Origin of the sequence: Streptomyces shenzhenensis, assembly GCF_021462265.1 — a bacterium.
In the GTDB taxonomy this organism is placed as follows: Bacteria; Actinomycetota; Actinomycetes; order Streptomycetales; family Streptomycetaceae; genus Streptomyces; species Streptomyces shenzhenensis.
This window is the reverse complement of record NZ_JAJONF010000009.1, coordinates 158,280-184,486: the sequence shown is the minus strand read 5'-3', so window position 1 is coordinate 184,486 and position 26,207 is coordinate 158,280. Positions and strand designations below refer to the sequence as shown.

The 26,207-nt window shown below is 72.6% G+C and carries 19 protein-coding genes; 14 read left to right on the top strand and 5 right to left on the bottom strand.

Going from position 1 to position 26,207, the window contains the following annotated elements; all coding sequences use genetic code 11:
• The first annotated feature begins 336 nt into the window (after nucleotides 1-336).
• The 5 genes from LQ326_RS15260 to LQ326_RS15240 all read left to right on the top strand — a co-directional run bounded on the left by LQ326_RS15260 (nucleotide 337) and on the right by LQ326_RS15240 (nucleotide 6,491).
• The gene (locus tag LQ326_RS15260) at nucleotides 337-1,545 is read left to right on the top strand and encodes a sensor histidine kinase (protein ID WP_234536781.1); all 1,209 of its coding nucleotides are present in this window, start codon (nucleotides 337-339) and stop codon (nucleotides 1,543-1,545) included.
• Between the two features lie 17 nt (nucleotides 1,546-1,562).
• The gene (locus LQ326_RS15255; protein ID WP_234536779.1) at nucleotides 1,563-2,264 is read left to right on the top strand and encodes a response regulator; all 702 of its coding nucleotides are present in this window, start codon (nucleotides 1,563-1,565) and stop codon (nucleotides 2,262-2,264) included.
• Between the two features lie 446 nt (nucleotides 2,265-2,710).
• Nucleotides 2,711-3,133: a hypothetical protein gene (locus tag LQ326_RS15250; protein WP_234536776.1), complete on the top strand. Its 423-nt coding sequence runs from the start codon at nucleotides 2,711-2,713 to the stop codon at nucleotides 3,131-3,133.
• The gene (locus tag LQ326_RS15245; RefSeq protein WP_372496854.1) at nucleotides 3,130-3,924 is read left to right on the top strand and encodes an ABC transporter ATP-binding protein; all 795 of its coding nucleotides are present in this window, start codon (nucleotides 3,130-3,132) and stop codon (nucleotides 3,922-3,924) included. The genes LQ326_RS15250 and LQ326_RS15245 overlap by 4 nt, the downstream gene beginning before the upstream one ends.
• Entirely contained in the window at nucleotides 3,921-6,491 is a 2,571-nt protein-coding gene (locus LQ326_RS15240) for an ABC transporter permease (protein ID WP_234536773.1), read from the top strand. Before LQ326_RS15245 ends, LQ326_RS15240 begins: the two co-directional genes overlap by 4 nt.
• A 180-nt stretch (nucleotides 6,492-6,671) precedes the next feature.
• Here LQ326_RS15240 and LQ326_RS15235 read toward each other — a convergent pair whose 3' ends face one another.
• Complete coding sequence (locus LQ326_RS15235) at nucleotides 6,672-7,043, bottom strand: MerR family transcriptional regulator (RefSeq protein ID WP_234536770.1); 372 nt, start codon at nucleotides 7,041-7,043, stop codon at nucleotides 6,672-6,674.
• Nucleotides 7,044-7,161: 118 nt separating this feature from the next.
• On the opposite strand from LQ326_RS15235, the gene LQ326_RS15230 reads away from it, so the two are divergent.
• Nucleotides 7,162-8,244 (top strand): alkene reductase, encoded by a 1,083-nt coding sequence (locus tag LQ326_RS15230; RefSeq protein ID WP_234536768.1) that lies wholly within the window; start codon nucleotides 7,162-7,164, stop codon nucleotides 8,242-8,244.
• A 127-nt stretch (nucleotides 8,245-8,371) separates the two neighbouring features.
• Here the strand turns inward: LQ326_RS15230 and LQ326_RS15225 are convergent, their stop codons facing one another.
• Both LQ326_RS15225 and LQ326_RS15220 read right to left on the bottom strand, forming a co-directional pair.
• Nucleotides 8,372-9,127 carry a DUF2182 domain-containing protein gene (locus LQ326_RS15225; RefSeq protein WP_234536765.1) on the bottom strand — a complete coding sequence of 252 codons (756 nt, stop codon included), beginning with the start codon at nucleotides 9,125-9,127 and terminating at the stop codon, nucleotides 8,372-8,374.
• On the bottom strand, nucleotides 9,124-9,738 hold the full coding sequence (locus LQ326_RS15220; protein ID WP_234536763.1) for a DUF1326 domain-containing protein: 615 nt from the start codon (nucleotides 9,736-9,738) through the stop codon (nucleotides 9,124-9,126). Before LQ326_RS15220 ends, LQ326_RS15225 begins: the two co-directional genes overlap by 4 nt.
• A gap of 272 nt (nucleotides 9,739-10,010) precedes the next feature.
• Between LQ326_RS15220 and LQ326_RS15215 the strand changes: the two genes are divergently transcribed.
• Complete coding sequence (locus tag LQ326_RS15215; protein ID WP_234536760.1) at nucleotides 10,011-10,982, top strand: alpha/beta hydrolase family protein; 972 nt, start codon at nucleotides 10,011-10,013, stop codon at nucleotides 10,980-10,982.
• Between the two features lie 182 nt (nucleotides 10,983-11,164).
• Here the strand turns inward: LQ326_RS15215 and LQ326_RS15210 are convergent, their stop codons facing one another.
• The gene (locus tag LQ326_RS15210) at nucleotides 11,165-11,914 is read right to left on the bottom strand and encodes a D-Ala-D-Ala carboxypeptidase family metallohydrolase (protein ID WP_234536757.1); all 750 of its coding nucleotides are present in this window, start codon (nucleotides 11,912-11,914) and stop codon (nucleotides 11,165-11,167) included.
• An 813-nt stretch (nucleotides 11,915-12,727) separates the two neighbouring features.
• On the opposite strand from LQ326_RS15210, the gene tnpA reads away from it, so the two are divergent.
• The 4 genes from tnpA (at nucleotide 12,728) to LQ326_RS15190 (ending at nucleotide 16,926) form a co-directional block, all read left to right on the top strand.
• Nucleotides 12,728-13,150 carry an IS200/IS605 family transposase gene (tnpA, locus tag LQ326_RS15205; protein ID WP_372496852.1) on the top strand — a complete coding sequence of 141 codons (423 nt, stop codon included), beginning with the start codon at nucleotides 12,728-12,730 and terminating at the stop codon, nucleotides 13,148-13,150.
• Nucleotides 13,147-14,355 carry an RNA-guided endonuclease InsQ/TnpB family protein gene (locus LQ326_RS15200; RefSeq protein WP_234536752.1) on the top strand — a complete coding sequence of 403 codons (1,209 nt, stop codon included), beginning with the start codon at nucleotides 13,147-13,149 and terminating at the stop codon, nucleotides 14,353-14,355. Before tnpA ends, LQ326_RS15200 begins: the two co-directional genes overlap by 4 nt.
• Before the next feature lie 163 nt (nucleotides 14,356-14,518).
• Complete coding sequence (locus tag LQ326_RS15195) at nucleotides 14,519-15,319, top strand: hypothetical protein (RefSeq protein ID WP_234536749.1); 801 nt, start codon at nucleotides 14,519-14,521, stop codon at nucleotides 15,317-15,319.
• Between the two features lie 287 nt (nucleotides 15,320-15,606).
• Nucleotides 15,607-16,926 carry an alpha/beta hydrolase gene (locus LQ326_RS15190; protein ID WP_234536747.1) on the top strand — a complete coding sequence of 440 codons (1,320 nt, stop codon included), beginning with the start codon at nucleotides 15,607-15,609 and terminating at the stop codon, nucleotides 16,924-16,926.
• Between the two features lie 45 nt (nucleotides 16,927-16,971).
• Here the strand turns inward: LQ326_RS15190 and LQ326_RS15185 are convergent, their stop codons facing one another.
• Nucleotides 16,972-18,690, bottom strand: coding sequence for a dolichyl-phosphate-mannose--protein mannosyltransferase (locus LQ326_RS15185; RefSeq protein ID WP_372496851.1), 1,719 nt, complete (start codon nucleotides 18,688-18,690; stop codon nucleotides 16,972-16,974).
• A gap of 81 nt (nucleotides 18,691-18,771) precedes the next feature.
• On the opposite strand from LQ326_RS15185, the gene LQ326_RS15180 reads away from it, so the two are divergent.
• From LQ326_RS15180 to fxsT, 3 genes are read left to right on the top strand one after another with little or no spacing between them, the layout of a single operon-like run.
• On the top strand, nucleotides 18,772-20,418 hold the full coding sequence (locus LQ326_RS15180; protein WP_308401923.1) for a VMAP-C domain-containing protein: 1,647 nt from the start codon (nucleotides 18,772-18,774) through the stop codon (nucleotides 20,416-20,418).
• A complete protein-coding gene (locus tag LQ326_RS15175) occupies nucleotides 20,415-21,512 on the top strand; it encodes an AAA family ATPase (protein ID WP_234536744.1) in 1,098 nt (365 codons plus the stop codon). Before LQ326_RS15180 ends, LQ326_RS15175 begins: the two co-directional genes overlap by 4 nt.
• Nucleotides 21,512-26,134 carry an FxSxx-COOH system tetratricopeptide repeat protein gene (gene fxsT / locus LQ326_RS15170; RefSeq protein WP_234536743.1) on the top strand — a complete coding sequence of 1,541 codons (4,623 nt, stop codon included), beginning with the start codon at nucleotides 21,512-21,514 and terminating at the stop codon, nucleotides 26,132-26,134. Before LQ326_RS15175 ends, fxsT begins: the two co-directional genes overlap by 1 nt.
• Nucleotides 26,135-26,207 lie beyond the last annotated feature (73 nt).

Below are 26,207 nucleotides of genomic sequence, written 5' to 3'. Positions count from 1 at the left end.
TCGCATGCTCATGTGCGCCGCCTGAGCCCGGGTGTCCGCCCACACCGGTTGTTCCGGCTGTCCCGGCAGAAGCAAGTCACTGGACCGGTACTCCGCCCGCGGCCGGGCGGCCCTTGTAAGACGGCGGAAATCCCCGTGTGGCTCGGGCCCGGAACCTGGTCGGGGCCGTCTTGCGAACGCCGGATGGCGCGGGCTGGGCGCCCGGCAGGCCGGCCACATCAGGCCTGCGGATGAGGCGAGTTGGGGCCGCGTCCGGGGTCGGTGCTCCGGCGTCCGGCTGTGGCCGGCTGCCGTAGCCTGGCGGCCATGGTGCGTGGCTTTCCCCTTCGGCCGTGGATGCATACGGCCTATGACGTCGCGGTCGCCGGGGTGGTGGCCTGTTCGGCCTCCTACTACAGCGTGGGGTACGATCAGGTGATCGGCTGGGCGATGGCGCTGACGCTGCTGTTCCGGCGGCGGTGGCCGATGGCCGTGCTGGGCGCGGCGTCGGCGCTGGCATTGCTGCAGTACGTGCTGGCCGTTGTTCCGGACGTGGCCCAGGCGGGCGCGCCGACGGGCTACGACATGGCCGTCCTGGTGGCGGTGGTGTCGGTGGTCACCCACGCCCGTGCCATGTGGCAGGTGTATACCGCCGGCGCGGTGGTCGTGGCCGGCGTGGTGCTGGTGTTCGGCGGAGTCGGCAGCCTGTTCGTGCCACGTGCGGCGTCGATGGACTTCGTGTCGTTCGTGGCGTTCCTCGGTATCTGCGTGGCGATGTGGCTGACGGCTGTGGTGCTGCGGACCCGGCGGCTGTACGCGGTCGGCCTTGAGGAGAAGGCCGCTGTGGAGGAGCGGGAACGCCGGCATCTGGCGCAGCTCACCGCGGCCGAGGAGCGGGCGGAGATCGCCCGGGAGCTGCACGACGTGGTGGCGCACAGCCTGGCGGTGATGATCCTCCAGGCGGACGCGGTCGGCTACGTGCTCAAGACCGATCCGGACAGGGCCGGTACGGCGTTGCAGACCATCGCCGCCACCGGACGGGACGCGCTGGAGGACATGCACCGGATCGTGCGCGTCCTGCGCGCGGGCCGGGCTCCGGGCGACGGTGAGGGGGAGGGGTCCGAGCTGGGCGCCGGGCGGCGCCGGGCGTCGCTGGCCGGTCTGGAGACCCTCGTGGAACGGGCCCGTACGGCCGGACTGCTGGTGACCCTGACGGTCCACGGCGACCGGGACCGGTTGCCGACCGCGGACCAGCTGACGGTGTTCCGGGTCGTCCAGGAGTGTCTGACCAACGCGTTGCGGCATGCCGGCCCCGGCGCGGAAGTCGCCGTCACGCTCAGTTGCGAGGAGGACGTCGTGCACATCGAGGTGTCCGACGACGGAGGCGGCCGGCTGGGGGCGCCCGCACCAGCCGGAGCGGAGGGCGTGGCCGGCGGCGGCCACGGCCTCGTGGGCATGCGTGAGCGGGTGGAGGTGTCGGGCGGTCGTTTCACCGCCGGACCGCGCCTCGGCGCGGGATGGCGGGTCGAAGCGGACCTTCCGGCGAAGGCCGGGGCGGCGACGTGAAGGGCGGGAGCACTGACATGACCACGGACCCGAGCAGGGACACGGGTACGGACCCGAGCAGGCCGATTCGGGTGGCCGTGGTGGACGATCAGCCGCTGATCCGGGCCGGATTCACCATGGTGCTCTCGGCGCAGAGCGACATCGAGGTCGTCGGGGAGGCCGCGGACGGCGCCGAGGCACTGAGACTGCTGGAGAACACCGAGGCCGATGTCGTGATCATGGACATCCGCATGCCGGTCATGGACGGCATCGAGGCCACGCAGCGGCTCGCCGAGTGGGGAACGGCGCCCCGGGTGCTCGTGCTCACCACCTTCGACACCGATGAGGACGCCTTCGCCGCACTGCAGGCCGGGGCGAGCGGCTTCCTGCTGAAGAACTCCCCGGCCGAGGACGTCGTGTCGGCGATCCGTGTCGTGGCCGCCGGTGAGTCCGTCGTCGCTCCGCGGGTCACGCGGGCGCTGCTGGACCGGTTCGCGGGGAAGCTGGCGCCGTCTCCGCGGCGTGACGAACGGCTGGCCGTGCTGACCGCCCGTGAACGGGAGGTGCTCGAACTGGTCGCGGAAGGGCTGTCGAACGCCGAGATCGCCGCGCGTCTGTTCGTCGCCGAGGCCACCGTGAAGACGCACTTCGGGAAGGTGCTGGCCAAGCTGCACCTGCGCGACCGCGCGCAGGCCGTGGTGTTCGCCTACGAGTCGGGCCTCGTCCGTCCCGTCGGCTGACCCCCGTGGGCCCTGCACGGGGCGCGGGCCGGGGGAGCGGCGTCCGGGCGCGGGCGGACGGTGTCCGGGACCGGTCCAGGCGGAGGTCCGGGGCCGTAGCCGGGCCGAGAGGACGAGGGGCCGACGGGCCGAGAGGACGACAGGCCGAGAGGCCAGGCGGCGCGGCCGTAAGACACGGCAGCGCCGGATCCCCCCGGCGCCCCGCCGTTCGGCGGTCTCCGCCGGGCTGTCCGCCTGCGCCGGTCCGTCCGTGTGCCCTCGCGGATCGAGATCGCCGCCCCTCCCCGGGTCTACGACCGTGGTCGTAGACCCGCGCTGCCACTGCGGTCGCAGTCGCCCGCGACGAAACTCCGATCGTGCTCCGATGTGCCGGTGCCCCCGAACTCCGAGGATTGCTTCCACAGTCCGCCGGAAAACGCCGGCGGAACTACTCGGAGGTTATGGTCATGGCGGTTTCCGGTGCTGTCCGCAAGAACAGGTCCCTGGTTTTCGGGGCCGTCGGCGTGGTGCTCGCCGCCGTCCTGGCCGCCGCTGCCGCATACGGCTGGCACGAGCACAACAAGCCCAGCCAGGCATCCGCCGCGGACTGCCGGCTGGCGCAGCGGATCGTCGACGAGGCGCGGCGGCTCCCCAAGGACGCCAAGGCGGCGGACGCCTGGGGGCGGCGCACGGCCACGATGCGCAGGGCACAGATGAAGGACGGCTACCTCGGCGCGCAGATCTCCAACTACGAGGGCTGGGCGGTCCTGCACGCCAAGGGCGGGGGAGAGCCGCCGACCGGCAAGGAACTCGCCAGGATCGCCAAGGAGGCCAACAGCCACTGCACGGACGCCGGTATCACCCTCACCCTGCCCGCATTCGCTTCCTGACGGACACGACGACGTCTCCGGAGCGGAGCCGCTCTGGAGCGGAAAGGAATTCTGACGTGACCGCGGGGATCATCTCGGCCGTGAACCTGGTGAAGAAATTCCGGCAGGGGCAGTTGGACGTCACAGCGGTGAACGGGATAACGGCGGAATTCGCCCGCGCCCGTTTCACCGCGATCGTCGGGCCGTCCGGCTCGGGCAAGTCGACGCTGATGCACTGCCTGGCGGGGCTGGACACCCCCACCTCCGGCCAGGTCGTGCTGGACGGCACGGACATCGGCAGTCTGCCGGACCGGGCACTGACCCGGGTGCGCCGCGACCGGGTCGGCTTCGTCTTCCAGTCGTTCAACCTGCTCCCGCAGCTGACCGCGCTGGAGAACATCGTGCTGCCGCTCACCATGGCCGGCCGCCGCCCCGACCCGGCCCTGCTCGACCGGCTCGCCACCGTCCTCGGCATCACCGACCGCCTCGCCCACCGCCCCGGCGAGCTCTCCGGCGGACAGCAGCAGCGGGTCGCCCTGGCCCGCGCCCTGGCGGCCCGCCCCGCCGTGGTCTTCGCCGACGAGCCCACCGGCAACCTGGACTCCCGCGCGGGCACCGAGGTGCTCGGCTTCCTCCGCGACTCCGTACGCGACCTCGGCCAGACCGTGGTCATGGTGACCCACGACCCGGACGCCGCGGCCCGCGCCGACCGCGTGATCGTCATCGCCGACGGCCGCGTCGTCGACGACCTCGACGCACCCACCCGGACCGACGTCACCGACGCGCTGCGCAGGACGGTGAGCACCCGATGACCACCTCTGTCACCTGGCGCGCGAGCGTCCTGGGCTCCCAGCTGGCGGAACTGCTGCGCCGCCCGGCCCGCATGCTGACGACCGGCTCGTCGGTCCTGGTGGCCGCCTTCGTCGTGTTCGCCACCGTCATGGCGCAGCAGATCACCGAGAACACCGCCCGCGCCCACTTCCGCGGCACGCCCGCCGCGGTCTCGCTGGTCGTCACCGACACGGACGCCTCGATCGGCCCGGCGGCGCTGCGGCGGATCCGCGCGCTGCCCGGCGTCGCCGAGGTCGCGGCCCGGGTCGACGCCGGAGCCCCGGTCTCCGGCGGCCTGTCCCAGAACTATCTGCAACTGCGCGCCGACCCCGGCACCGGCCCGCTGTCCCGGGTCCGGCTCGCCGAAGGGAGCTATCCCGACGCGCCCGGCCGGATCGCCGTCAACCGCCCGGCGGCGGAAGAGCTCCGGCTGGCCCCGGGCCGCCGCATCACCCTGCTCTTCCCCGACCCCGCAGACCCGGAGAAGACCGTCCGCTCCACGCTGACGGTCACCGGCGTGGTCACCGGCACCACGAACGCCGACCGGGACGCCGCCGGGTACGCGACCGGGGAGGACCTCCTGCGCATCGCGGCCCTGTCCGGCTACTCACGGCTCGACATCCGAACCGTGAACGGCGCCGGCACCCAGGAGATCGCCCGGCGGGTACGGGACGTCCTGAGGACGCCGTCCCCGCACGCCCTGGTGAGCTCCGGCGACACGGTCCGGGCCGTGGAGGCCCGCGCCGCCCTCGCGCAGTACCGCGAGATCTTCCAGCTGATCGCCGTGTTCCTGGCCGTCGCCGTGGGAGCCGCCGCCCTGGTCGCCACCTCGGCCTTCCGTATCGTCTTCGCGCAGCGGCTGCGGCAACTGGCGCTGCTGCGTGCCATCGGCGCCCAGCGACGGCAGCTCGTCACCGCGCTCGTGACCGAAGGCGCCCTGGCAGGGGCCACCGCGGGGACACTCGGTGTCCTGGCGGCCTGGGGAGCCGGGCACCTGGCCCCCCTGGCCGCCCGCGTCGCCGGACAGGACCTGGCCGCGCCCGGCTTCCCCGCCGCGCAGGCCGCCCTGGTGATCGCCGGCGCCGCGCTGGTGACGGTCGGCGCGGTGCTCGCCCCCGCCCGGTCGGCGTCGCACGTGCCGCCGTTGCAGGCCCTGCGCGCCGCCTCCACCGTCACCGCCGAACACCGGCTGCGTCCCGCCCGGCTGGCCACCGGACTGTTCCTCGCCGTCACGGCCCTGGGGCTGGTGGCGCTGCTCGTCAGCGACCTGCCGCAGCCCGGGGCGGGCGGCTACGACCGGGACCTCACCTCCCTGATGGTGACCGTCGCCTCGGCGGCCCTCGCCTTCCTGGCGCTGATCGCCCTGGGCCCGCTGCTGGTCCGCCCGGTGCTGGCGGTCGCCGGATGGCCGCTGCGCCGGCTCGGGACCGCCGGCAGGCTGGCGGTCGGTGTGGTCGGCGGCGCACCGCGCCGGGCCGCGGCGGTGTCCGTCGTGGTCGCCCTCGGCGTGGCGCTCGTCGGGGGAGCCCTCGTCGCCGTCGCCTGCCTGGGCGGTTACACGGACCGCAAGCTGGCCGTCGAGGCACCGGCCGACTTCCGCGTGACCGACCCCAAGGGCTTCCCGCCGGCCCTGGTCCAGCGGCTCGACGCCTCCCCCCGGCTGTACGACGTCCTCGCCTACCGCACGCTCGACATCACGGTCGGGCAGACCCAGCAGACCGTCTCCGACCTGGACCTGCGGGCCCTGCCCACCGCCCACGACATCGACACGGCGACGGGGAGCCTGAGCGCCCTGCGCCCGGGCGAGGTGATCGTGGCGGCCCTGCTCGCCGACGACCTGGGCGTCCGCGCGGGGGACACCGTCAGCCTCCCCGCTCCGCACGGGCGCCTCCGGCTGACGGTCGCGGCCACCCTCGCCGGTGACGGCCCGGCCGGCACGGGACTCTTCGTGACACCCGCCGACCTCGGCCGGCTGGGCGCCGCCGCCCGGCCGACCGGCATCCTCGCCGACGCCTCGTCGGACGGTCTCGCCGCGCGTGGCGAGGCACGCAGGGCCCTGGAGGCTGCCGTCGCCGCCGAGGTCCCCGACCCCGACGAGGCCGGCCTGGACGTGCCGGCCGAGTTGCGGGACGTCACCCTCGGCGACATCCGGCTCGTGGGCACCGTCGCGCTCGGGCTCGTCGGCCTCACCATCCTCATCGCCGTCGTGGGCGTGGTCACCACCACCAGCCTCACCGCGGTCGAACGCACCCGGGAGTTCGGCCTGTTGCGCGCCCTGGGCCTGGGCCGGGGCTCCCTGCGCCGGACGGTCGCCGCGGAAGCCGCCCTGTACGGTGCCCTGGGCGGCGTCCTGGGGCTGGCCCTGGGAGTCCCGTACGCCTGGTTGGCCGTCCGGCTCGCCATCGCACCGGCCCCGCTGCTGCTGCCCACGGGCCGGCTCCTGACGGTCTTCGTCACCCTGACGGCCGTCACGGCACTCGCCGGACTCCTTCCGGCCCGCCGGGCCGGCCGCGCCACCCCCATGGCGGCGCTCGGCGACACCGAATGAGCCGAGCCACGCGCCGAGGCCGTCTCGGTCCTCGTCGGTCCGGGCAGCAGCTGCCTGAACGGCTCCGTCGTCCTCGCCGACGGCGGCGAACTCAGCGCACTGCCCGCCTGACGAGGACGGGGCGAAGGTCTGCACCGCTCGGCGGACGCCGGTCGCGGCAGGGCCGGCCGGCGGATCTCGTCATGCCGCGGTCCGGCGGGCGGCGCGGTGGGCCCGGTTCGCCGCGATCAGGCCGTCGAGCGCGTCGCGGGTGTTCAGCAGGTCCTGGATGTGCGCGGAGAGCCGGTCGCGCTCCTTGGCCATGCGGTCCAGCGCGGCGTCGGAGGTCTCGTCGCTGGGCGCGTCGCGGCAGGGCATCAGTTCCAGGACGGTGCGGCTGGACAGCCCGGCCGCGTACAGGCGCCGGATGAAGTCCACCCGCTCGATGTCGCCCTCCGTGTACTGCCGTTGACCGCCGACGCTGCGGGTGCTGGTGATCAGCCCCTGCTCCTCGTAGTAACGCAGCGAGCGGACACTGGCTCCGGTCCGCGCCGCGAGTTCGCCGATCCGCATCTCACCCTCCCGACGGTGGACCCGCCCCGGGACTTGACCCTCACATTGATGTCAGGTTCTAGCGTACCCGTCGGGCCCGCCGTCCGTGGGCCTTCGACTCGTACGAAGGAGTTCCGGCATGACCGGCAAGACCACGCTGTTCGACCGCTACCGGCTCGGCGGTCTGGAGCTGCCCAACCGGGTCGTGATGGCCCCGATGACCCGGGTCCGGGCCGCGGCCGGGGGCCTCGCCACCCCGTCCATGGCGGTCTACTACGCCCAGCGGGCCACCGCCGGACTGATCGTCACCGAGGGGGTGCAGCCGAGCCTGGCCGGGCAGTCCAACCCTGGCACCCCGGGCCTCTACACCGACGAGCAGGTGGCCTCCTGGCGCCCCGTGACCGAGGCCGTGCACGCGAACGGCGGGCGCATCTTCGCCCAGATCATGCACGGCGGCCGGGTCTCGCACCCCGACACCACGGGCCTGCGGCCGGCCGGACCGTCGGCGGTCGCCGCCGTGGGCGACGTGTTCACCCCGGCCGGCCCACGGCCCGCGCCGGTTCCCCGCGCCCTGGACCTCTCCGAGATTCCGGGGGAAGCCCGCTCGTACGCGGCGGCCGCCCGGCGCGCCGTCGACGCCGGCTTCGACGGCGTCGAACTGCACGGCGCGAACGGCTACCTGATCTCCCAGTTCCTGTCGTCCAACGCCAACCTGCGCACCGACTCCTACGGCGGCCCGATCGCCCACCGCATCCGCTTCGCCGTCGAGGCGGTCGCCGCCACCGTGGATGCCGTGGGCGCGGCCCGCACCGCGATCAGGCTCTCCCCGGGCGGCACCTTCTGGGGCGTGGAGGAGACCGAGGTACCCGAGCTGTACGCGGCCCTGCTCGCCGAACTCGCCCGCTTCGACCTCGCCTACGTGCACCTGGAGGCGACCGCCGAGGAAGAGGTGCTGGTCGGGCTGCGCCGCGCCTGGCCGGGCAGCCTGGTCATGAACCCGGTGATCCCGATGGGCCCGAAGCAGGCCGACCGGGCCGCCGCCGACCACTGGCTCGGCCTGGGCGCGGACCTGATCAGCTTCGGCCGCGCCTTCATCGCCAACCCCGACCTGGTGGAACGCCTCCGCACCGGCCTGCCCGTCGCGCCCGCCGACCCGGCCACGTACTACCAGGGCGGCGACGCGGGCTATCTCACCTACGCCGCCTACCAGTACACCGCCTGACCGGGCACGAAGGACGAGGAGCACTCATGAACGCGCATCCGCGCGCACGACCGACCCGGTAGGTCCCCTCGCGCTCCGCCGCGTACGCCGGTGCGGGTGGGCGTGGGCAGCGGCCGGGCCGGCGCGCTCACATCCCGGCCGTGCCGCCGGTGAGGCCGGGAGCCAGTGCCGGGACCCAGAAGACGGCGCCGGCCAGGGCGATCGAGGCGATTCCCACGGCACGGGCCACCAGGCGGCCGGCCGGCGTCAGCTTCTCGGCGGTGATCACGGCGGTCAGGACCACCATGGCCCACAGGTTCATCACCCCGAACGCCGCCAGCAGCACCATCAGCGACCAGCAGCAGCCCAGACAGAAACCCCCGTGGTGGGCTCCGGCCCGCAGATCACGCGTGGGCCTCGGGTACGAGGCGTAGCGCAGCGTGACCCCGATCGGCGAGCGGCACCTCGCCAGGCAGCGGTCCTTGAGGGGCGTGAGCTGGTAGACGCCGCTGACCGCGAAAAGGGCCGCGGCCACCGCGGTCCCCGTCGCGGCAGGGAGGCCCGCCACCCGGTCCAGGCCGGCGGCCAGTCCGTACGCGGGCAGCCCGGCCGCGGCCCAGACGAGCAGGTAGGCGACCGTGAACACGATCATGTGCGGCGTCCTGCGCACGGTGATGGTGCGGGCGTACAGCGCGGCGACGGACGCCGTGGCGGGCAGCATCATCGCGGCCGTCATCAGCGTCCACACGGCCAGGAAGGCGGGCAGGCCCAGTCCCATCGTGCCCGGCATCGCCCGGGTACCGCCCCAGTGCGTCACCACCCAGACCCAGGCGGCAGCCGCCGCGGCCAGCAGCGGCCCGGCGGAGCCCGCCCCGCGGCGGAGGGTGACCGGCCGATGGGTCACGCGGACCACGTGAAGGGCGCCGAGTGCCCGTTGCCGCCGGAGAAGTCCCAGGACCGGCCGTACACGCCCTTGCCCGTCGCCCGGGTGGACCTGGCGATGGCCAGCGTGCTGTTCACCGGGTGGAACATGCCGGTCAGGCCCATGACCGGGCCGTCCTCGCCGAACTGCGGGGCAACCTGGTCCTCGATCTCGATGTCGATGGCGTCGCCCACCCGTGCGGTGTGGCGACGGCCGTCGTCGCGGTAGTCGATGCGGACGCGCTCCACGCCGAGGACCTCGGCGATGAGCGGAGTGAGCGCCGCCATCGGCCCGCCGGCCCGGCCGGAGAAGACCTTGCCCAGCGCCTCCGCCTGGTCGTCGTCGGCCGAGGCGTCCAGGTACATTGCCACCTGCCAGCCGCCTTCGGCCATCACCCGGGGCGCGTCGACGAAGACGACGACGTTGCGGTCGGCGACGTTCACGCCGTCCACGTTCCCGCTGTCCACGTGGAACGCGAAGGTCACCTGGCAGCGCTCCTGGTCGGCCGGTGCGGTGAGGCCCGATGTGGTGCAGGGGCACACCACGTCGCAGTTGCAGCTCTCCAGATATGTGCCGCTCAGACTCCAGGGCATGGCTCTTCGCCTCCCTCTTTACGTCCCCCTTGGTGAAGGGGATGCATCGGGAGGCCCGTTTCGTCCCGGTGGCACCCTTCCCCAGGCTATTCCCGGCGGGGCCCGGCGCGCAGATCCGCCGCCGACGCGCTCACCCTCCTGCCCCCGGGGTGTCCGCTCTCGCCTGGCCGGCCGGGCGTCACTTGACAAGCGGGACGATGTTCCGGATAGTTAATCGGGACAGTGTTCCGTTTCGCCTGGTCGCGGCCGGACCCAGAAGGGAACCGCTCACCATGAGTTCATCCACCGACACCGCCGACACCGTTGCCGCCTTCGGTGCGGCCGCTCCTGTCCTGTCGTACAGCCCGGTGACCCTGTCCGTGCCCGGACGGCCCGTGGATCTCCAGGTCCGTGTCTCCGCGCCCGCGACCGGGACCGGCCTGCCTGTCGTCCTGCTCTCGCACGGGCACGGCGGGTCCAACAACCTCTCCTCGCTGAACGGGTACGCCCCCCTCGCCAATCTCTGGGCGGCCGCCGGATTCGCCGTCGTCCAGCCGACCCACCTCAGCTCCCGGACCCTGAGCCGACAACTCGCCGGCGCCCCCGGAGCCCCACTCTTCTGGCGCTCCCGCGCCGAGGACATGAGTCACATACTCGACCGGCTCGACGAGGTCGAGAACACCGTGCCGCAGCTCGCCGGGCGCCTCGACCACGACAGGATCGCCGTCGCCGGGCACTCCCTCGGCGGCCACACCGCGAGCCTCCTGCTGGGCGCGCGGATCACCGACCCCGACACGGGGACGGAAGTGGACCTGAGCGAGCCCCGGATCAAGGCGGGCGTGCTGCTGGCCGCACCCGGCAGGGGCGGCGACGTCCTCAACGGCTGGATGGCCGGGCAGGTGCCGTTCTTCCACACCACCGACTTCTCCACGATGACCACGCCCACCCTGGTCGTCGCCGGCGACAAGGACGACTCCTCGCACTTCACCGACATCGGCCCCGACTGGCACGCGGACCCCTACCACCTCGCCCCGGCCCCCAAGACCCTGCTCACCCTGTTCGGCGCCGAGCACCTGCTCGGCGGGATATCGGGATACGACGCCGACGAAACCACCGACGAGAACCCCGAGCGCGTCGCGGCGCTCGGTCACCTCACCGCGGCCTACCTGCGCACCCAGCTCCAGCCCGACCCGTACGCCTGGCAGGCGGCGTGCGAGGCGCTGACGACGGGAACCGCCCCGGCCGGACGAGTCGAATGCAAATAGCCGTCCATCCGTTCAGGCGTCCAGCCGTTCAGGCGGCCCGCCGGCTGTGGAGTTTCCGGCACGGCTTCCATGACTGCCCCTCCCGCGCGGCCGCGCTGAAGAGCACACCGGAGAGGTGAGCAGCCCGGAGCCGCGGGTACCGAAGCGGCGGTACCCGCGGCTCCGCTTCCCCGGGAGCGGCGTCAGACGGTGCCGTTCTCCCACCACCAGTCCCGGCCGAGGTCGGCCCGGCTGTCGACGTGCTGGTGGTCGGCGGTGTACGTCTCCAGCCCGGAGAACCCGCAGGTCTCCGCCTTCTGGTAGACGGTCTTGTTGGCCACCCCGGGCACGTCGAGGTCGGCCGCGGTGCCGTACAGGTGCATGCTGTCGCTGGCCCCGCCGATCTCGGCGTTGTGCGCGATGCTGCGGAAGCCCGAGTTGACCGTGATCGGCTGGTCGCCCAGCTTCTTGCGCAGCGCCTCCAGCTTGTACATGCAGCGGCGGACGTTCTCCTTCACCTGCGACGCGCTCAGCTTGCCGCCGTTGAAGGTGCCGTCCGACTGGTTCACGAACTCGCTCCAGTCGAAGTGGAGCGTGGAGCCGTCCGACTGCTCCAGCGCGTTGAGCTTCGCCTGGGTGGCGGGTCCGACGCTGGCGTCGGCGGTGAGACCGTACGCGGTCTGGAAGCGGCGTACGGCGGCCGCCGTCCCGGGGCCGAAGTCCCCGTCGACGCTCACCCGGCTCTGGCCGGCGCTGTCCGCCGCCCAGCCCGCGATCCGGATCTGCAGCTCGGTCACGTCGGCGCCGGTGGCGCCCTGTTCCAGGGTGCGCGACCACGCATAGGCCTGTGCGATGCCGGGGAACAGCAGCTGGCCGAGGGCGACGCCGGCGCCGGCGGCCAGCGTGCCGCGCAGCATGGTGCGGCGGTCGATGGGACGGAAGGAGGAGACCATCGTCGTCCTTTCGGGAACTTCGGATGAGTTCAGCAGGCGATCGGGAACTTCACGTGCTGTGCGTCGGTGTCGGAGGTGCGCACGGGCGGGACGAAGCGGGCGCCGTCGTTGACGCCGGTGGCGACGGTTCCTCACTCGGTGGCGTGCACCTGCCTCTCCGTCATAGGCCCGAACGAGCCGTCCGCCATGGTCGGCGTGGACCGGCTCGGCCTCGTCGCGAGATCGAGTGCGCATCGCGCCCCGCCGTCGGGTCCCCCGTCGATCCGCGCTCCCGCGTGGACCGTTCGCTCGGGTGCCCGCAGACCGCGGCCGCGGTGGCCCGGACTGAGCCGCGCGCCGCCGTCGGCCCGTACTGGGGCGGAACCGCTGCCACGACGAGGGCCGGCCCCCGCAGAGGCGTCCTCCGCCCCATCGGTGTTCCCCCTCTGTGAGTGACAGGAAACTCCCGGCGGGGGACACGCCGGCAGCGGCCGCCCCGAAGCCCGGATCCGCTCGCCCCGGATCGGGACAGCGGGCCCCGCCTCGTCCTGCTCGCCGCACAGCCCCGCGGACGGGCCACCCTGTGGCGGGGCCGGCCGGGTCCCGCGCAGACCCTGATCCCCGGAGCGGTAGCGGTAGCGGCGGGGGCGGCAGCGGCGGCGCCTGGCCGCCCCCCATCAGTACCTAGCCAGGGGACGCCCCGCTTTAGCGGGGTGGGGAATGGCTTCTGAGCCCTGCTCTGACCTCAACTGGGTGCACGGATCTGCACTGTTCACCTGAGCCAGCCTCTCTACCGCACTAGACATGCGGCGTGTGTATAGTGATCGTGTGACTGTGACCAGGAAGGTTCGCCGATTCTCCGGCGGCGTGTACGACCTCGGGCTCCACGTGGTGTGGTGCCCGAAGTACCGCCGTCCGGTCCTCGGTGGGCGGGTCGCGGAACGGTTGGACAATTTGATCCGGCAGAAGGCCGACGAACGCGGGTGGGAGGTCATCGCCCTTGAGGTGATGCCCGACCATGTGCACCTGTTCGTGAAGCACGACCCGAAGTCGTCGGCCTCGTACGTGGCGAACCAGTTCAAGGGCTTCACATCCCGCGTGTTGCGCGAGGAGTTCCCGCACCTGAAGTCACGGATGCCCACCCTGTGGTCGTCGTCGTACTTCGCCGCCTCGGTCGGCGCCGTGTCGGCGGCCACGGTCGAGAAGTACATCAACACCCAGTGGGAACGCCCGTGGAAGAAGGGGGACGGCTCGTGATCCGCGCGTACAAGTTCCTCCTGCGCCCCACGGCCCGTCAGACGGCAGCGCTCGGCGAGATGCTGCGGGACCACTGCTCCCTGTACAACGGCGCGTTGCAGGAGCGCCGGGACGCCTACCGGCACACCTCGAAGACGAGCATCAAGTACGGCGACCAGTCCGCCCAGCTCAAAGACATCCGCGCATTCGACCCGGAGCGTCAGGGCCGCTGGTCGTTCTCCTCCCAGCAGGCCACCCTGCGCCGTCTCGACAAGGCGTTCCAGGCGTTCTTCCGCCGGGTCAAGGCCGGGCAGATGCCGGGCTACCCCCGTTTCAAGGGCGCAGGGCACTTCGACACCGTCACCTTCCCCAAGGACGGCGACGGCTGCCGCTGGGACTCCACCCCACACGATGCACAGACCCGCGTACGGCTCCAGGGCGTCGGGCACGTCCGTGTGCACCAGCACCGGCCCGTACAGGGCCGCGTCAAGACGATCAGCGTGAAGCGTGAAGGGAACCGCTGGTACGTCGTCCTCGCCTGCGACAGCGTGCCCGCCGAGGAGCTGCCGCCCACCGGGGCGATCGTCGGTGTCGACATGGGCGTCGCTCACTTCCTCACCACCTCGCACGGCGAACACGTCGCCAACCCGCACTTTGTCCAGGCGATGGCCGACGAACTCGCCGAAGCGCAGCGGCACCTCGCCACGTTCCCGAAGCGGACCCGGCAGCGCACCAAGCGCCACCGCGCGGCGGCACGGAAGGTCGCCAGGCTGCACGGCAGGATCCGGCGGCAGCGCGCCGATTTCCACCACAAGACCGCACGTACGCTGATCACCGGCCACGACGTGATCGCGCACGAGCGACTGAACACAGCGGGCATGACCAAGAGCCCCGCACACAAGGCCGACCCCGGGCAGCCCGGCAGCTTCCTGCCGAACGGTGCTGCCGCAAAGGCCGGCCTCAACCGCAGCATCCTCGACGCGGGTTGGGCACAGTTCCTCGGAATCCTGGCGAACAAGGCTGAGAGTGCCGGTCGCCTCACAGTTCCGGTGGACGCGCGCAACACCTCCCGCACGTGCCCCCAGTGCGGGCACGTAGCGAAGGAGAACCGCGTCACCCAGGAAAGGTTCCAGTGCACGGCGTGCGGGTTCGCGGCGAACGCGGACCACGTCGGCGCGACGAACGTCCTCAACAGGGCCGGGCTGGTCCTCTGCGCGGCAGCTTAGCCACCGACGCAGGAAGCCCGCGCGTTTACGCGTGGGTGGAGTCACGAACACGGTAGGAACACGGGGGCAACCGTGACCGTCCCCCACATGTCTAGCGGGTGTGACACAGCATCAGGGCCTGCCGCCCGAAGGCGGCGAGCCGTCCATCCCTAAGGGGGATTCCATGCGCATCCGCCCGGCCGTCACCGCCGTCACCCTTGCCACCGGCCTTTTCGCCCTCGCCACGTCGGTGCTCCCGACAGCCGCCCAGGCGGCGGACCGGGCCACGCCCAGTGACACGGTGTTCTCGAACGTCGTCGTCAACGGCGGCAAGGACATCGTGCTCGGCCTGACCACCAAGAAGACCGTCACCCTCACCTGGACGGCCACGGACCCGGACGGCGTCGCCGCTTCCTGGGCCTACCTGTGGCACGGCCCGAACACCGACGACGCCGACGGCATCCTGCCGCTGTACCCGCCGACGGGCACCTGCACGGTGTCGCCCACCGACCCCACCACCTCCGCCTGCACGGTGAGCATCGCCGTGGACGCCGCGCGGGACCTCGACCACAACGGCCTCGCCGGCACCTGGAAGGTGCTCGCCGGGGCCCAGGACCGTACCGACGACTGGACGGAGATCGACGCCGCGGGCACGGCCCGGGTCAAGCGGCTGGCCAAGGTGACGGTGAACGCCTCGCCCGAACCGGTGAAGAAGGGCAGGACCGTCACCGTCACCGGCAGACTCACCCGCGCGAACTGGGAGAGCGGCAGCTACACCGGCTACCAGGGGCAGGCGGTCAGGCTGCAGTTCCGCAAGAAGGGCAGCAGCACCTACACCACCCTGAAGACGGTCACCAGCGGCAGCGCCGGAGCGCTGAGGACCACCACCAAGGCCAAGACGGACGGCTACTTCCGCTACGTCTTCGCCGGCACCGGCACCACCGGCCCGGCGACCGCGGCCGGCGACTTCGTCGACGTCAGGTGAGGCCGACGTCAGGTGAGCACGACGGCCCCCCGCGCGGGGGGCCGTCCCCCGGTTTGCCAGACTGCCGGCAGCCGTCGAAATCCGGCAGCGCGGCCTCCCGGCCGCTGCCGGTGCACGGGCCGGAGACGGTGATGTCCGTCACCTCTCGGCGGCGACCCCCGCCCGACATGGCGTAACAGGTCATGTCTTCTTCCTGAATCCCTCGTTACGGAACGCGGAAGGCTCTTCCGCCCTCCTCCTGTGCGGAAGCAACGAAGCACGGGCAGGGAAAACAGGGACTGAGGGACATGGGTTTGACCAGTCGTACGACGGTATACGCGCTCGCGGCGCTGGCCGCCCTGTGTGTGGCGCTGCTGGTCTGGCTGTGGCCGCGGCTCGCCAGGCCGGGGCTGTGGCCTGTGCTGGGGCGGCTCGGGGCCATCGGAATGACGCAAGTGACGATCGTCGCGGCGTTCGCGTGCGCGGTGAACTCGTCGTACCAGTTCTTCGGCTCCTGGAACGAGCTGTTCGGCAACGTCGACACCGCTCCGGTCGGCCTGACGCAGGCGGCCGGCGGGAACGGCGGCGGCTCGGTGAACGGCATAAGCAGCGTGCACGGGGCGTCCCTCGTGCAGCCCGGGGGCGACCAGCAGTTGAGCCGGGTCAGCGGGCTGCCCGACGGGCCCGCCGCGGCCGTCGGCCGGGTGGAGTCGGTGAAGATCATCGGCCGGCGCACCGGCGTGGTCGACCCGGCCTTCGTCTATCTGCCGCCGCAGTACTTCCAGAAGGCGTACCACCGCATGCGCTTCCCGGTGATCGTCGCGCTCAGCGGCTACCCGGGCAGCATCTACAACCTCGCCCAGCACCTGCGGGTCTCGCAGACCGCCGGCGAACTCCAGCGCCAGGGCCGGATGCAGCCGACGATCATGGTGATGATCCGGCCCACCATCGCCCCGCCCCGCGACACCGAGTGCGTGGACGTCCCCGGCGGACCGCAGACCGAGACGTTCCTCGCCAAGGACCTCCCGGAGGCGATCAAGTCCGTCTACCGGGCCGGCCACTACGCGAACTCCTGGGGCGTCATGGGGTACTCCTCGGGCGCCAGTTGTGCCCTCCAGCTCACGATGCGCGACCCCGGCGTCTACACCACGGCCGCCGCCCTGTCGCCCGACTACCGGGTCAAGGACGACCCCACCACCGGCGACCTGTTCGGCAACGGACCCGGCCGGCAGGCCCGGATCGACGGCCACGACCTGATGTGGCGGCTGAAGCACCTGCCCGTGCCCCAGGTCTCGGTCCTGGTCGCCAACAGCAAGCACGGCGAGAAGGGCTACCAGGAGACCGAGGCCTTCATCAAGGCCGTCAAGGCGCCCATGCGGGTCGTCTCCATCCTCCCCGAGAACGGCAGCCACAACTTCCCCACCTGGGTACGGGAGATGCCCGCCGCCCTGACGTGGATGAACGACCAGCTGATCTTCCCCCAGGACGTCGTGCCCCGCCACCACGCCAAGACGCCGGCCACCTCGGCGGCGGGCACACCCACTCCTCGCGCCACTCCCGGCCGCGACCACCGCTCGCTGCGCGCGGAGGGCCCGGCGCCCAGCCCCACGGCCTCGGCACACCGCTGACCGGCCGTCCGCCGCACCGAGCCGGACCCGAGAGGCGGCTGAGCGTCAGATCCAGGTGTCGAGCCACATCCTGGCCTGCCAGCCGCTGTAGGGGATCGTCTGCCCGGTGTAGACGGGGAAGAAGTAGACGAAGTTCCAGGCGATGAGGAGCACCAGCACCCCGGCGGCCACCGCGCCCCGCAGCCGCCGCCGCTGGGTCGCGCCGGGCGGACCGAGCACGGCTGCGATCATCATGGCCACGGCCAGGCACAGGTACGGCACGAAGACCACGGCGTAGAAGGAGAACACCGTACGGTCCTGGTAGAGGAACCAGGGGAGGTAGCCGGCCGCCACCCCGCACAGGATCGCGCCCGCCCGCCAGTCCCGGCGCATGGCCCACCGGTACAGCAGGTAGGCCAGGGCGAGGCAGGCCGACCACCACAGCAGCGGGGTGCCCAGGGCGAGGACCGTGCGGGTGCAGGAGCCCGTCGTGGAGCAGCCGTCCTGGCCGGGCTGCGGGGAGTTGTAGGCGAACAGCACGGGACGGCCGAGGACCAGCCAGCTCCACGGGTTCGACTGGTACTTGTGCGGTGTGTGCAGGCCCACGTTGAACTGGTACACCAGGTACTCGTAGTGCCAGAAACTGCGCAGCGGGGCCGGGATCCACGACCAGGTGCCGCCCCGGCCGTCCGCCCAGTGCCGGCCCCAGCCGTCGTCGGACAGGAACCAGCCGGTCCAGGTCAGCAGATACGTCAGGAGCGCGGTCGGGACGAGGGAGAGCACCGACCGGCCGAGGTCCCGGCGCAGGACCGCCCGGTACGGGTGACGGGCGCCGGCCACGCGACGGGCGCCGACGTCCCACAGCAGCGTCAGGACCACGAAGAAGGCCAGGACGTACAGACCGTTCCACTTGGTCGAGGCCGCGAGGCCCAGGAGCACGCCGGCCGCGAGGCGCCAGGGCCGCCGGCCCGTCGGGGCCCGGTCACCGGTGTCCGCGTCCGGGCGCACCCGGCCCTCCGCGTCGGCCGGCAGGGCCGCCGCGAGCCGGGCCCGGGCCCGGTCCCGGTCGATCAGCAGGCAGCCGAAGGCCGCCAGCACGAAGAACATGACGACGAGGTCGAGCAGCGCGGTGCGGCTCATCACCAGGTGCAGGCCGTCGATCGCCATCAGGGCCCCGGCCAGGCAGCCCAGGAACGTCGAACGGAACAGGCGGCGGCCGATGCGGCACAGCATGAACACCGACAGGGTGCCGAGGAGTGCCGTCATGAAGCGCCAGCCGACGGGGTCGAGGCCGAACAGCCACTCGCCGACGGAGATCACCCACTTGCCCGTGGGCGGGTGCGCGACGAAGGAGCCGGTGTCGGAGAGCGAGATCACCTGGGGGTGCGCCAGGATCTGCGGGTCGGCGATCTTGCGGTCCGGCCAGGTGCCCTCGTACCCGAGATGCAGCAGTGCCCAGGCGTCCTTGGCGTAGTACGTCTCGTCGAAGACGAGGTCCCGCGGCCGGCCGAGGCGCCAGAAGCGGAGGGCGCCGGCCAGGGCGGTGACGAGCAGCGGGCCCAGCCACTCCGTCGCCCTCGCGAGGCGCCGTGCCCGGTCCGGGCCGAGGCCCAGCAGCCGCCACAGGCGGGTGGCGGGTTCGGGGAAGGGCGGGACCAGGCGTTCCCTGACACCGGAGTGCGGGCCCGGCCGCGGGCCGGTGAGCAAGCCGGTGTGCGGGCCGGTGTGCGGGGCCGGACGTATGCCGTCGAGGTCGTGGGAACGGGTCGCGCTGCTGTTCGTCACCGGACGACCTTAGGCCGTGCCCCCGCCCGGCCGCGAAGCGGCAGCCGTACGGCGGCGGATCACCCGTCGGCCGCCCGGCGGATGCCGGTGACAGAGCGCTCCGGGGTGGCCACGCGTTACGCCTGGCCATACCCTGGACTCAGGGCTGCGGTGCCCGGACTACCCTGCGACGAGAGGGAGTTGAGGGGCACAGGAGTCATGACGGGGGGACGCTTGTTGAGTGGCGCAAACGGCGGTCATGCGGCGGGTTTCGAGCATGAGCTGGTGGAGCAGATGTGCGCGGTGTCGGGACTCGATGCACCGGGAGGGCGCGATCTCTTGATCGACATGCTGGCGGGCCGGTTACCCGAGTTAGCCAACCTCCGGCGACACGACCGGAAGCGGCACGACATCATGGAGATAGCCCGGGCCTGCTGGCAACGGCCCACCGGGCTCTCCGTGCTGGTGGACACCCTCCAGGTGTACGACCCCGGTTCCCTTCCGGTGCTGCGGATCGTGAAGCTCGTCGCCGCCTCGCCGGTTCTGGCGGTACTGCCCGAAGCCGAGTTCCGCAGAGCCCGCTCGCTGCTCGGCCGCTTCCCGCATCCCGATCCGCAGGGCCTGCTGCACGCGGCGGCCGGTGACCTTCCGCTCCCGGCCCGCCCGGTCGCCACCCTCCAGGAGGCCTTCGACTTCCTCGCCGGGGCCAACGCCCGTCCCGACGGCCTGCTTCCCGTGCTGGCCCTGGTGGAGCACGCGATCGCGGCGGGCCCGGCGTCCGGCGTCGACCGCCAGGTCATCGACGATCTGCGCGCCTGGAACGACGACCAGGGCAAGCGACTTGACCTGGTGAAACCCCTCGAGATCTTTCGCTCACAGATCACTCTGGGGGTGGCGGAACCGGCTCCCGCCTGTCTCGTTGTCCAGTTGAGCAAGCACGGGATCAGCTCGGACGAGTACCTGCTGTCCCACTGGCGCCAGCGGCGTCCGGGCTCATGGCGGCCGGAGCGAGGAGAGGACCAGATCGTGGCCCTGGACGAAGTCGAGGCCGCGGTCGAACAGTTGGTCGGCAGCGTGGAGGAGGACTGGGGCGAGCGCCCCGGCAGACCGGTCCTTGAGTTCGTGCTGCCCCTGCAGTTGCTGAACGACCCCATGGAGTGGCTGCCGACGGCCTCGCACCCGTCCTCGGCCACCGCCCTGTGCCTGGACTACCCGGTGGCGCTGCGGAGCCTGGAGCGGATGCGGGCCCGGCGGTACCACCGGCGCTGGCGCAACCGCTGGCAGCAGATGATGGCCGCCCCCCGGATCGTCTGCCACTGGGACACCACGGGGGAGCGCGGCCACGACCCGGTGCGGTGGAACAGCACGCTCGCCGCCGACGACCGGCTGGTGTCGGTCGCGCTCACCGCGCCGCCGCTGCCCGGACCCGGGGGCCGCCAGGCCACGCTCGAAGCCGCCCTGCGGGCCGGCGTGCCGCTGGCCGTCTGGGACCGCCGGCCCACGCCGCCGGGCGACTTCAGGAAAAGGGTCGACAAACTACTGAAGGGAACGGCCGCCGAACTGCCGGAACGCGTACGGCAGTTGCGCAGCGAAGCGGCCACCGCCGCCGCGCCGCGACGGGAGGCGCACGCGGGACGTCACCTCGCGGTGCTCCTCGACAATCCGAACCGGATGGTGGACTGGTCCGAATACCCGGCGTCGGATCCCGTCAGCGTGCGCGGCGGACACAACGACGAGGGGACCTCATGAGCCGCGTGCAGCACCCGGTGCAGAACAGCCACAACGGCGGGCCGGTCAGCCGCAGTTGGTGGATCTACCGGGGCACCGGGCAGCCGCTGCCCGACATCCGTCTCGCCGACGTGCTGCCGCCGCCGCCCGGCTGGCGGGCCTTCGACGGCGGTCCGGTGCTGCCGCCCGTACCGGCCGACAGCGCCGAGACCGACCGCCGGCTCGGCAGCGTGGGCCGTGCCACCTCCCGGCAGAACCCGCACGACATCGACATGATCAACACCGCGCTGCTGCTGCGCAGGCCGCTGCTGGTGACCGGCCGGCCCGGCATCGGGAAGTCCACGCTGGCCTATCTGGTCGCCCGCGAACTGGGCCTGGGCCGCGTCCTGCACTGGGGGATCACCTCGCGCAGCACCCTGCGCTCGGGACTGTACGAGTACGACGCGATCGGCCGCGCCCAGGCCTCCCTCGGGCGGGGCCCGGCAGCCGCCGCCGACGGCGGTACCGCCGAGGCGGTACCGGAGGGCGGCACCGGGGCACGGATCGGGGACTTCGTACGGCTGGGCCCGCTCGGCACCGCCCTGCTCCCGTACGAGCTGCCCCGGGTCCTGCTCATCGACGAGCTGGACAAGGGCGACATCGACCTGCCCAGCGACCTCCTCCACGTGCTGGAGAACGGCTCCTACGACATCCCGGAACTGGTCCGCGCCCGCCATCACGAGGGCCGGGCACGGGTGTTCACCGACGACCCGGACACCACGGTCACGGTGACGGACGGCCGCGTCCGGTGCCGGGCCTTCCCGTTCGTCGTCATCACCAGCAACGGGGAACGGCAGTTCCCGCCGGCCTTCCTGCGCCGCTGCGTCCGGCTGGACGTCTCCCCGCCGCGCGAGGACCAGCTGGCCGCCATGATCGCCGCGCACTTCCGGGACCAGGAGGGCCGGCATGACGACATGATCCGGGAGTTCGTGGAGCGCAGCCGCCAGAACGGCGGACTGGCGACCGACCAGTTGCTCAACGCGGTGTTCCTGCGGACCGCCGGGGTCCGGGAGGACGACGAGTCCTGGGGCGAGCTGCTGGAGGCCCTGTGGCGTGAGTTGTCGGGGGCGCCCTGATGGATGATGACTCGCGTGCCCGTCCGGAGGCCTTCGAAGTGGCGGAGGGCCTCTGGCTGCACGCGTACCAGACGCTGGCGGCGCGCCTGCCGGCGTCGCACCGCCCGCCGCAGCCCCGGCCGACCGGGCTGTCGGAGCACTCCGGGCTGCCCGAAACCCCCGGCGTGTCACCGGCGTCCGGTGGGACGGACGGGACGGGCGGGTCCGGCGGGACTGGTGGAACTGGCGGGGGCGGCGGTGGTACGACACGCGAGACCGGCGCCGGAACGACGCGCGAGGCCGCGGCCGCGGCCGCGACGGGGCCCGAGCTGTCCGACGGCCCGGGTGTCGACGCCGAGACGCTGCTCCTGCCGTTCTCGCCCGCCGGGCCGGAACGGCCGAACGGGCGGACCCGGGCCGAAGTGGTCGAGCCGGTCGTCGAGCCCCTTGAGTCCGTAGGGCCGGCCGGGCCCGCGGAGCCGCTCGACACGCGGCCGGATCTGCGGGACGCGGCGGGGATCACCCGCGCGCTACGGGTGCTGAAGCAGCTGGTGCCCTCGGCGTTCGAGGTCGAACTGGACGAGGAGACCACCGCGGAACGCGCCGCCGAGGACGGCCTGTGGGTGCCCTACACCCGGTCGGCCGACGAACGCCGCTTCGATCTGGTGCTGGTGGTGGACGACCACCCGACGATGGTGATCTGGGAGCAGACCGTCGCCGAGTTCACCGCGGTGGCGGAGCGGCTGGGCGCCTTCCGTGACGTACGGGTGCGCCGGCTCGGCCTGCGCGAGACCCCGCGGGGGCCGGAGGCGGTGCTGCGCGGCCCGTACCCGGCGCGCGATGTCCTCGGTGTCCCCGGCGAGCTGGTGGACCGCGCCGGCCGCCGGATCATCCTGGTCCTCACCGACGGCCTGGGACCGCTGTGGCGCACCCGGGCCGGCCGGCAGGCGCTGGAGCTCTGGGCGGCGGCCGGGCCGGTGGCGGTGGTGCATCTGCTGTCCCAGCGGGACTGGCACCGCACCGCGCTGGTGCCGCGCCCGGCACGGCTGCGCGGCCCCCGCGCGGGGGCCCGCACCACCGAACTGGCCGTGGACCTTCCGGCCGAGTGGCGCGACCCGTTCGACCCGCCGCCCGCCGCCTGGACGGCGGCGGTCCCGGTCCTTGAGCTGGACGCGCGGTGGCTGGGCCGCTGGGCCGCCCTGGTGGCCGGTGCGGAGCCCGACTGGGTGGAGGCCCCGGTGCTGCTGCTCGGCGCGCCCGACGAGTCCGGCGAGTTCGACGAGTCCGGCGAGTTCGACGAGTCCGGGGCGTCCGACGAGTCCGACGAGTCCGGGGAGGACGCCGAAGGGTCGCCGTTCGCCGTCCCGGCGCCCTCGGTGCAGGAGCGCATCCGGCGCTTCCGCAGCCATGCCACCCCCACCGCCTTCCGGCTGGCCACCCATCTGGCCGCCGCGGTCCTGGAACCCCGGCTGGTGCGGGACGTGCAGCGCAGGCTGGTGCCCGAGGCGCGGCCGGCCCATCTGGCGGAGCTCTTTCTGAGCGGCCTGCTGGAGCAGCCCGCGCACCCCGAGCCGCCCGGCGCCACCACACCCCGGCCGCTGGAGTTCGTCGACGGGGCGCGCGAGGCTCTGCTGGCGGGCGCGATGCGCGCGGACACGGCCCGGGTGGTGAGCTCGGTGTCCGCGTTCTACGGCGACCGGTTCGAGGCGGCCCGCGGGCTGCAGGGCGCGCTGCTCGCCCCGGAGGGCGAACCGGTTCCACCGGTGACGGCGGAGAGCGCTCCGTTCATGCGTGTCGAACTGGCCGTGCTGCGCGCCCTGTCGGGGCCCTATCTGCAGCGGGCCCGCCGGGTCGGCGCGGCTCTGGAAGCGGCCCCGCCCGGTGCGTCGATCCCCGAGGATTCGCGGCGAATGGGCCACGATGTTCGAGATGTCCGTAATAAACATGAAGAATCAGATTTGGGCGGCCTGGACATGACCGACACCACTGCCAGTGAGCACCAGCACGCGGCGGGAGATTCCACGAGCGCGACTCCCGTGCGGGAGATTCCTGCTCCGAGTCCCGACGGGCAGCCGGGCGCCGACCTCTCGTCACCCGGCAGCGCGGTGCCCAGGCCGGCCGCGCCCCAGTCGCGTCAGGCAGCCCCGCAGCGCGCCACCGTGCCGGTGGTCTGGGGCAGTGTGCCACCCAACAACCCCAATTTCACCGGCCGCGAGGAACTCCTCACCCAGGTGCATCAGCAGTTGCTGACGGGCGACACCTCGGCCGTGCTGCCCCACACCCTGCACGGCATGGGCGGGGTCGGGAAATCCCAGATCGCCATCGAATACGTCTACCGGCATGCGTCCGAATACGACGTGATCTGGTGGATCCCGTCCGAACAGCCGACGATGATCCTGACCGCGCTCACCGAACTCGCCCACCGGCTCGGCCTGAACGTGGGCACGGAGGCCAACCGGGCGGTTCCGGCGGTCCGCGAGGCCCTGCGCCGGGGCGAGCCCTTCGACCGCTGGCTCCTGGTGTTCGACAACGCCGAGAACGTCGAGGCCGTACGCCCCTACTTCCCGACCGGCGGCACCGGGAAGATCCTCATCACGTCCCGGAACCAGGAGTGGGACCGGGTGGCCAGGACCCTCTCCGTGGACGTCTTCACCCGGGAGGAGAGCAAGGCACTGCTGCGCCGCCGGGCCCGCGACCTGTCCGACGCCGACGCCGACCTGCTCGCCGAGGAGCTGGGCGACCTGCCGCTCGCCATCGAGCAGGCCGCGGCCTGGCAGGCCGTCACCGGTATGGCCGTGGACGAGTACCTGGGGCTGATCCGGGAGAAGATCGCCGAGCTGATGCTCGAACTGGTCCCCTCGCCGGACTACCCGATGTCGGTGGCGGCCGCCTGGGACGTCTCGCTGCGCCAGCTCGAACAGCGCAACCCCGCGGCGCTCCAGCTCCTCCAGGTCTGCTCGTTCTTCGCCCCCGAGCCGATCTCGCGCTCCCTCTTCAACAACTCGCGGAGCACCATCGCCCCCGAGCTCGACGAGGCCCTGCGCCACCCGATCAGGCTCGGCCGGGCCATCCGGGAGATCAACGTCTACGCCCTGGCCCGCATCGAGCACCGGCACGACACCATCCAGCTGCACCGTCTGGTCCAGGCCGTCCTGGTCAACCGCATGTCCCCGCAGCAGCAGGCGGACATGCGGCACGGCGCGCACCTGCTGCTCGCCGACGCCAACCCCAACAGCCCCGGCTCCCGGGAACTGTGGCCGCGCTACCAGCAGCTGCTGCCGCACATCGCGGTGTCGCGGGCCGTGGAGTGCGACTCGCCCTGGGTGCGCGGCCTGATCCGTGGCGTCGTGGAGTTCCTCTACTACTGGGGCGACCACGACGGCGCGGTCTCCATGGCGCGCGAGGCGCTGGACGTGTGGACCGCGAAGTTCGGCGGGGAGGACCAGCAGACGCTGGAAATGGCGAAGTGGCTGGCCTATCTCCTGCGCATGGTCGGAGAGTACGAGGAAGCCGCCGCCATGATGCAGCGCACCGCGGACACCTACATCCGGGTCGCCGGCGAGGACGACGAGGGCACCCTGGACGCCCTCATCCAGCTGACCAGCGGGTTGCGCCTGAGGGCCGAGATGGCGCAGGCGCTTGAGATCAACCGTTCGGTCTACGACCGCTGCCTGCGGGCCTTCGGCGACGACGACCCCGCCACCCTGCGCGCGGCCCACAGCCTGGGCGTCGGGCTGCGGCTGATGGGTCTGTACCAGGAGGCCCGCGACTACGACACCGAGACGGCCCGGCTGCGTGCCCTCGCGCTCGGCGAGAACCACCTCGACACCCTGAACACCCTCAGCAACCTCTCCATCGACATCCGCGAGACCGGTGACTACGCGGGCGCCGTCATCCACCAGGAGGATGTCTACGCCCGTTACGTCGCGACCTACGGCGAGGACAACCCCTCGACGGTGAGCTGTGCCCGTGTCCTCGCGGTGTGCCGTCGGCGTGCCGGGGACCATGACGGGGCGGTGCAGCTCGGCGAACTGGCGCTGTCGAAGTTCGAGAGCCGCTACGGCGCCGACCATCCGGACTCGGTCGCCTGTGCGGCCAACCTGGTCGTCGACCTCCGGCAGGACGGCCAGCTGACGCGGTCCAGGGAACTGGGCGAAGCGACGCTCGGGCGCTACACCGCCAAACTGGGCAGCGTGCACCCCTACACCCTGTCGGCCCGCACGAACCTGGCCATCACCCTGCGTCAGCTGGGCGATTCCGACGCGGCCGGTGAACACGTCGGCGTCGCGCTGCGGGGCCTGCGCGAGTCGCTGGGCGACGAGCACATCCTCACGGTCACGACGGCCCTCGGCATGGCCAACCACCACAGTGCCGAAGCGCGCCACGAGGAGGCTCTGGAACTGGACCAGAAGTCCCTGGAGATCCTCACCCGTACCTTCGGGAAGGATCATCCGACCACCCTGGCCTGCGCCAACAACGTCGCTCTTGACCTGCGCGCGCTGGACCGCGTGGACGAGGCCACGGTGCTGCACACCGACACCCTGACCCGGTTCCGCCGGACGCTCGGCGAGAGCCACCCGGCGACCGTCGCCGCGGCCAGCAGCCGGCGGGCCGAGGCCGACATCGCCCCGGTGCCCTTCTAGGCGAAGCCCGCTGGGTCCGGCCTCCGGCCCCGGCCCTTGGGCTCCCGGCCGGCCGGAGGCCGACGGCCCGGCC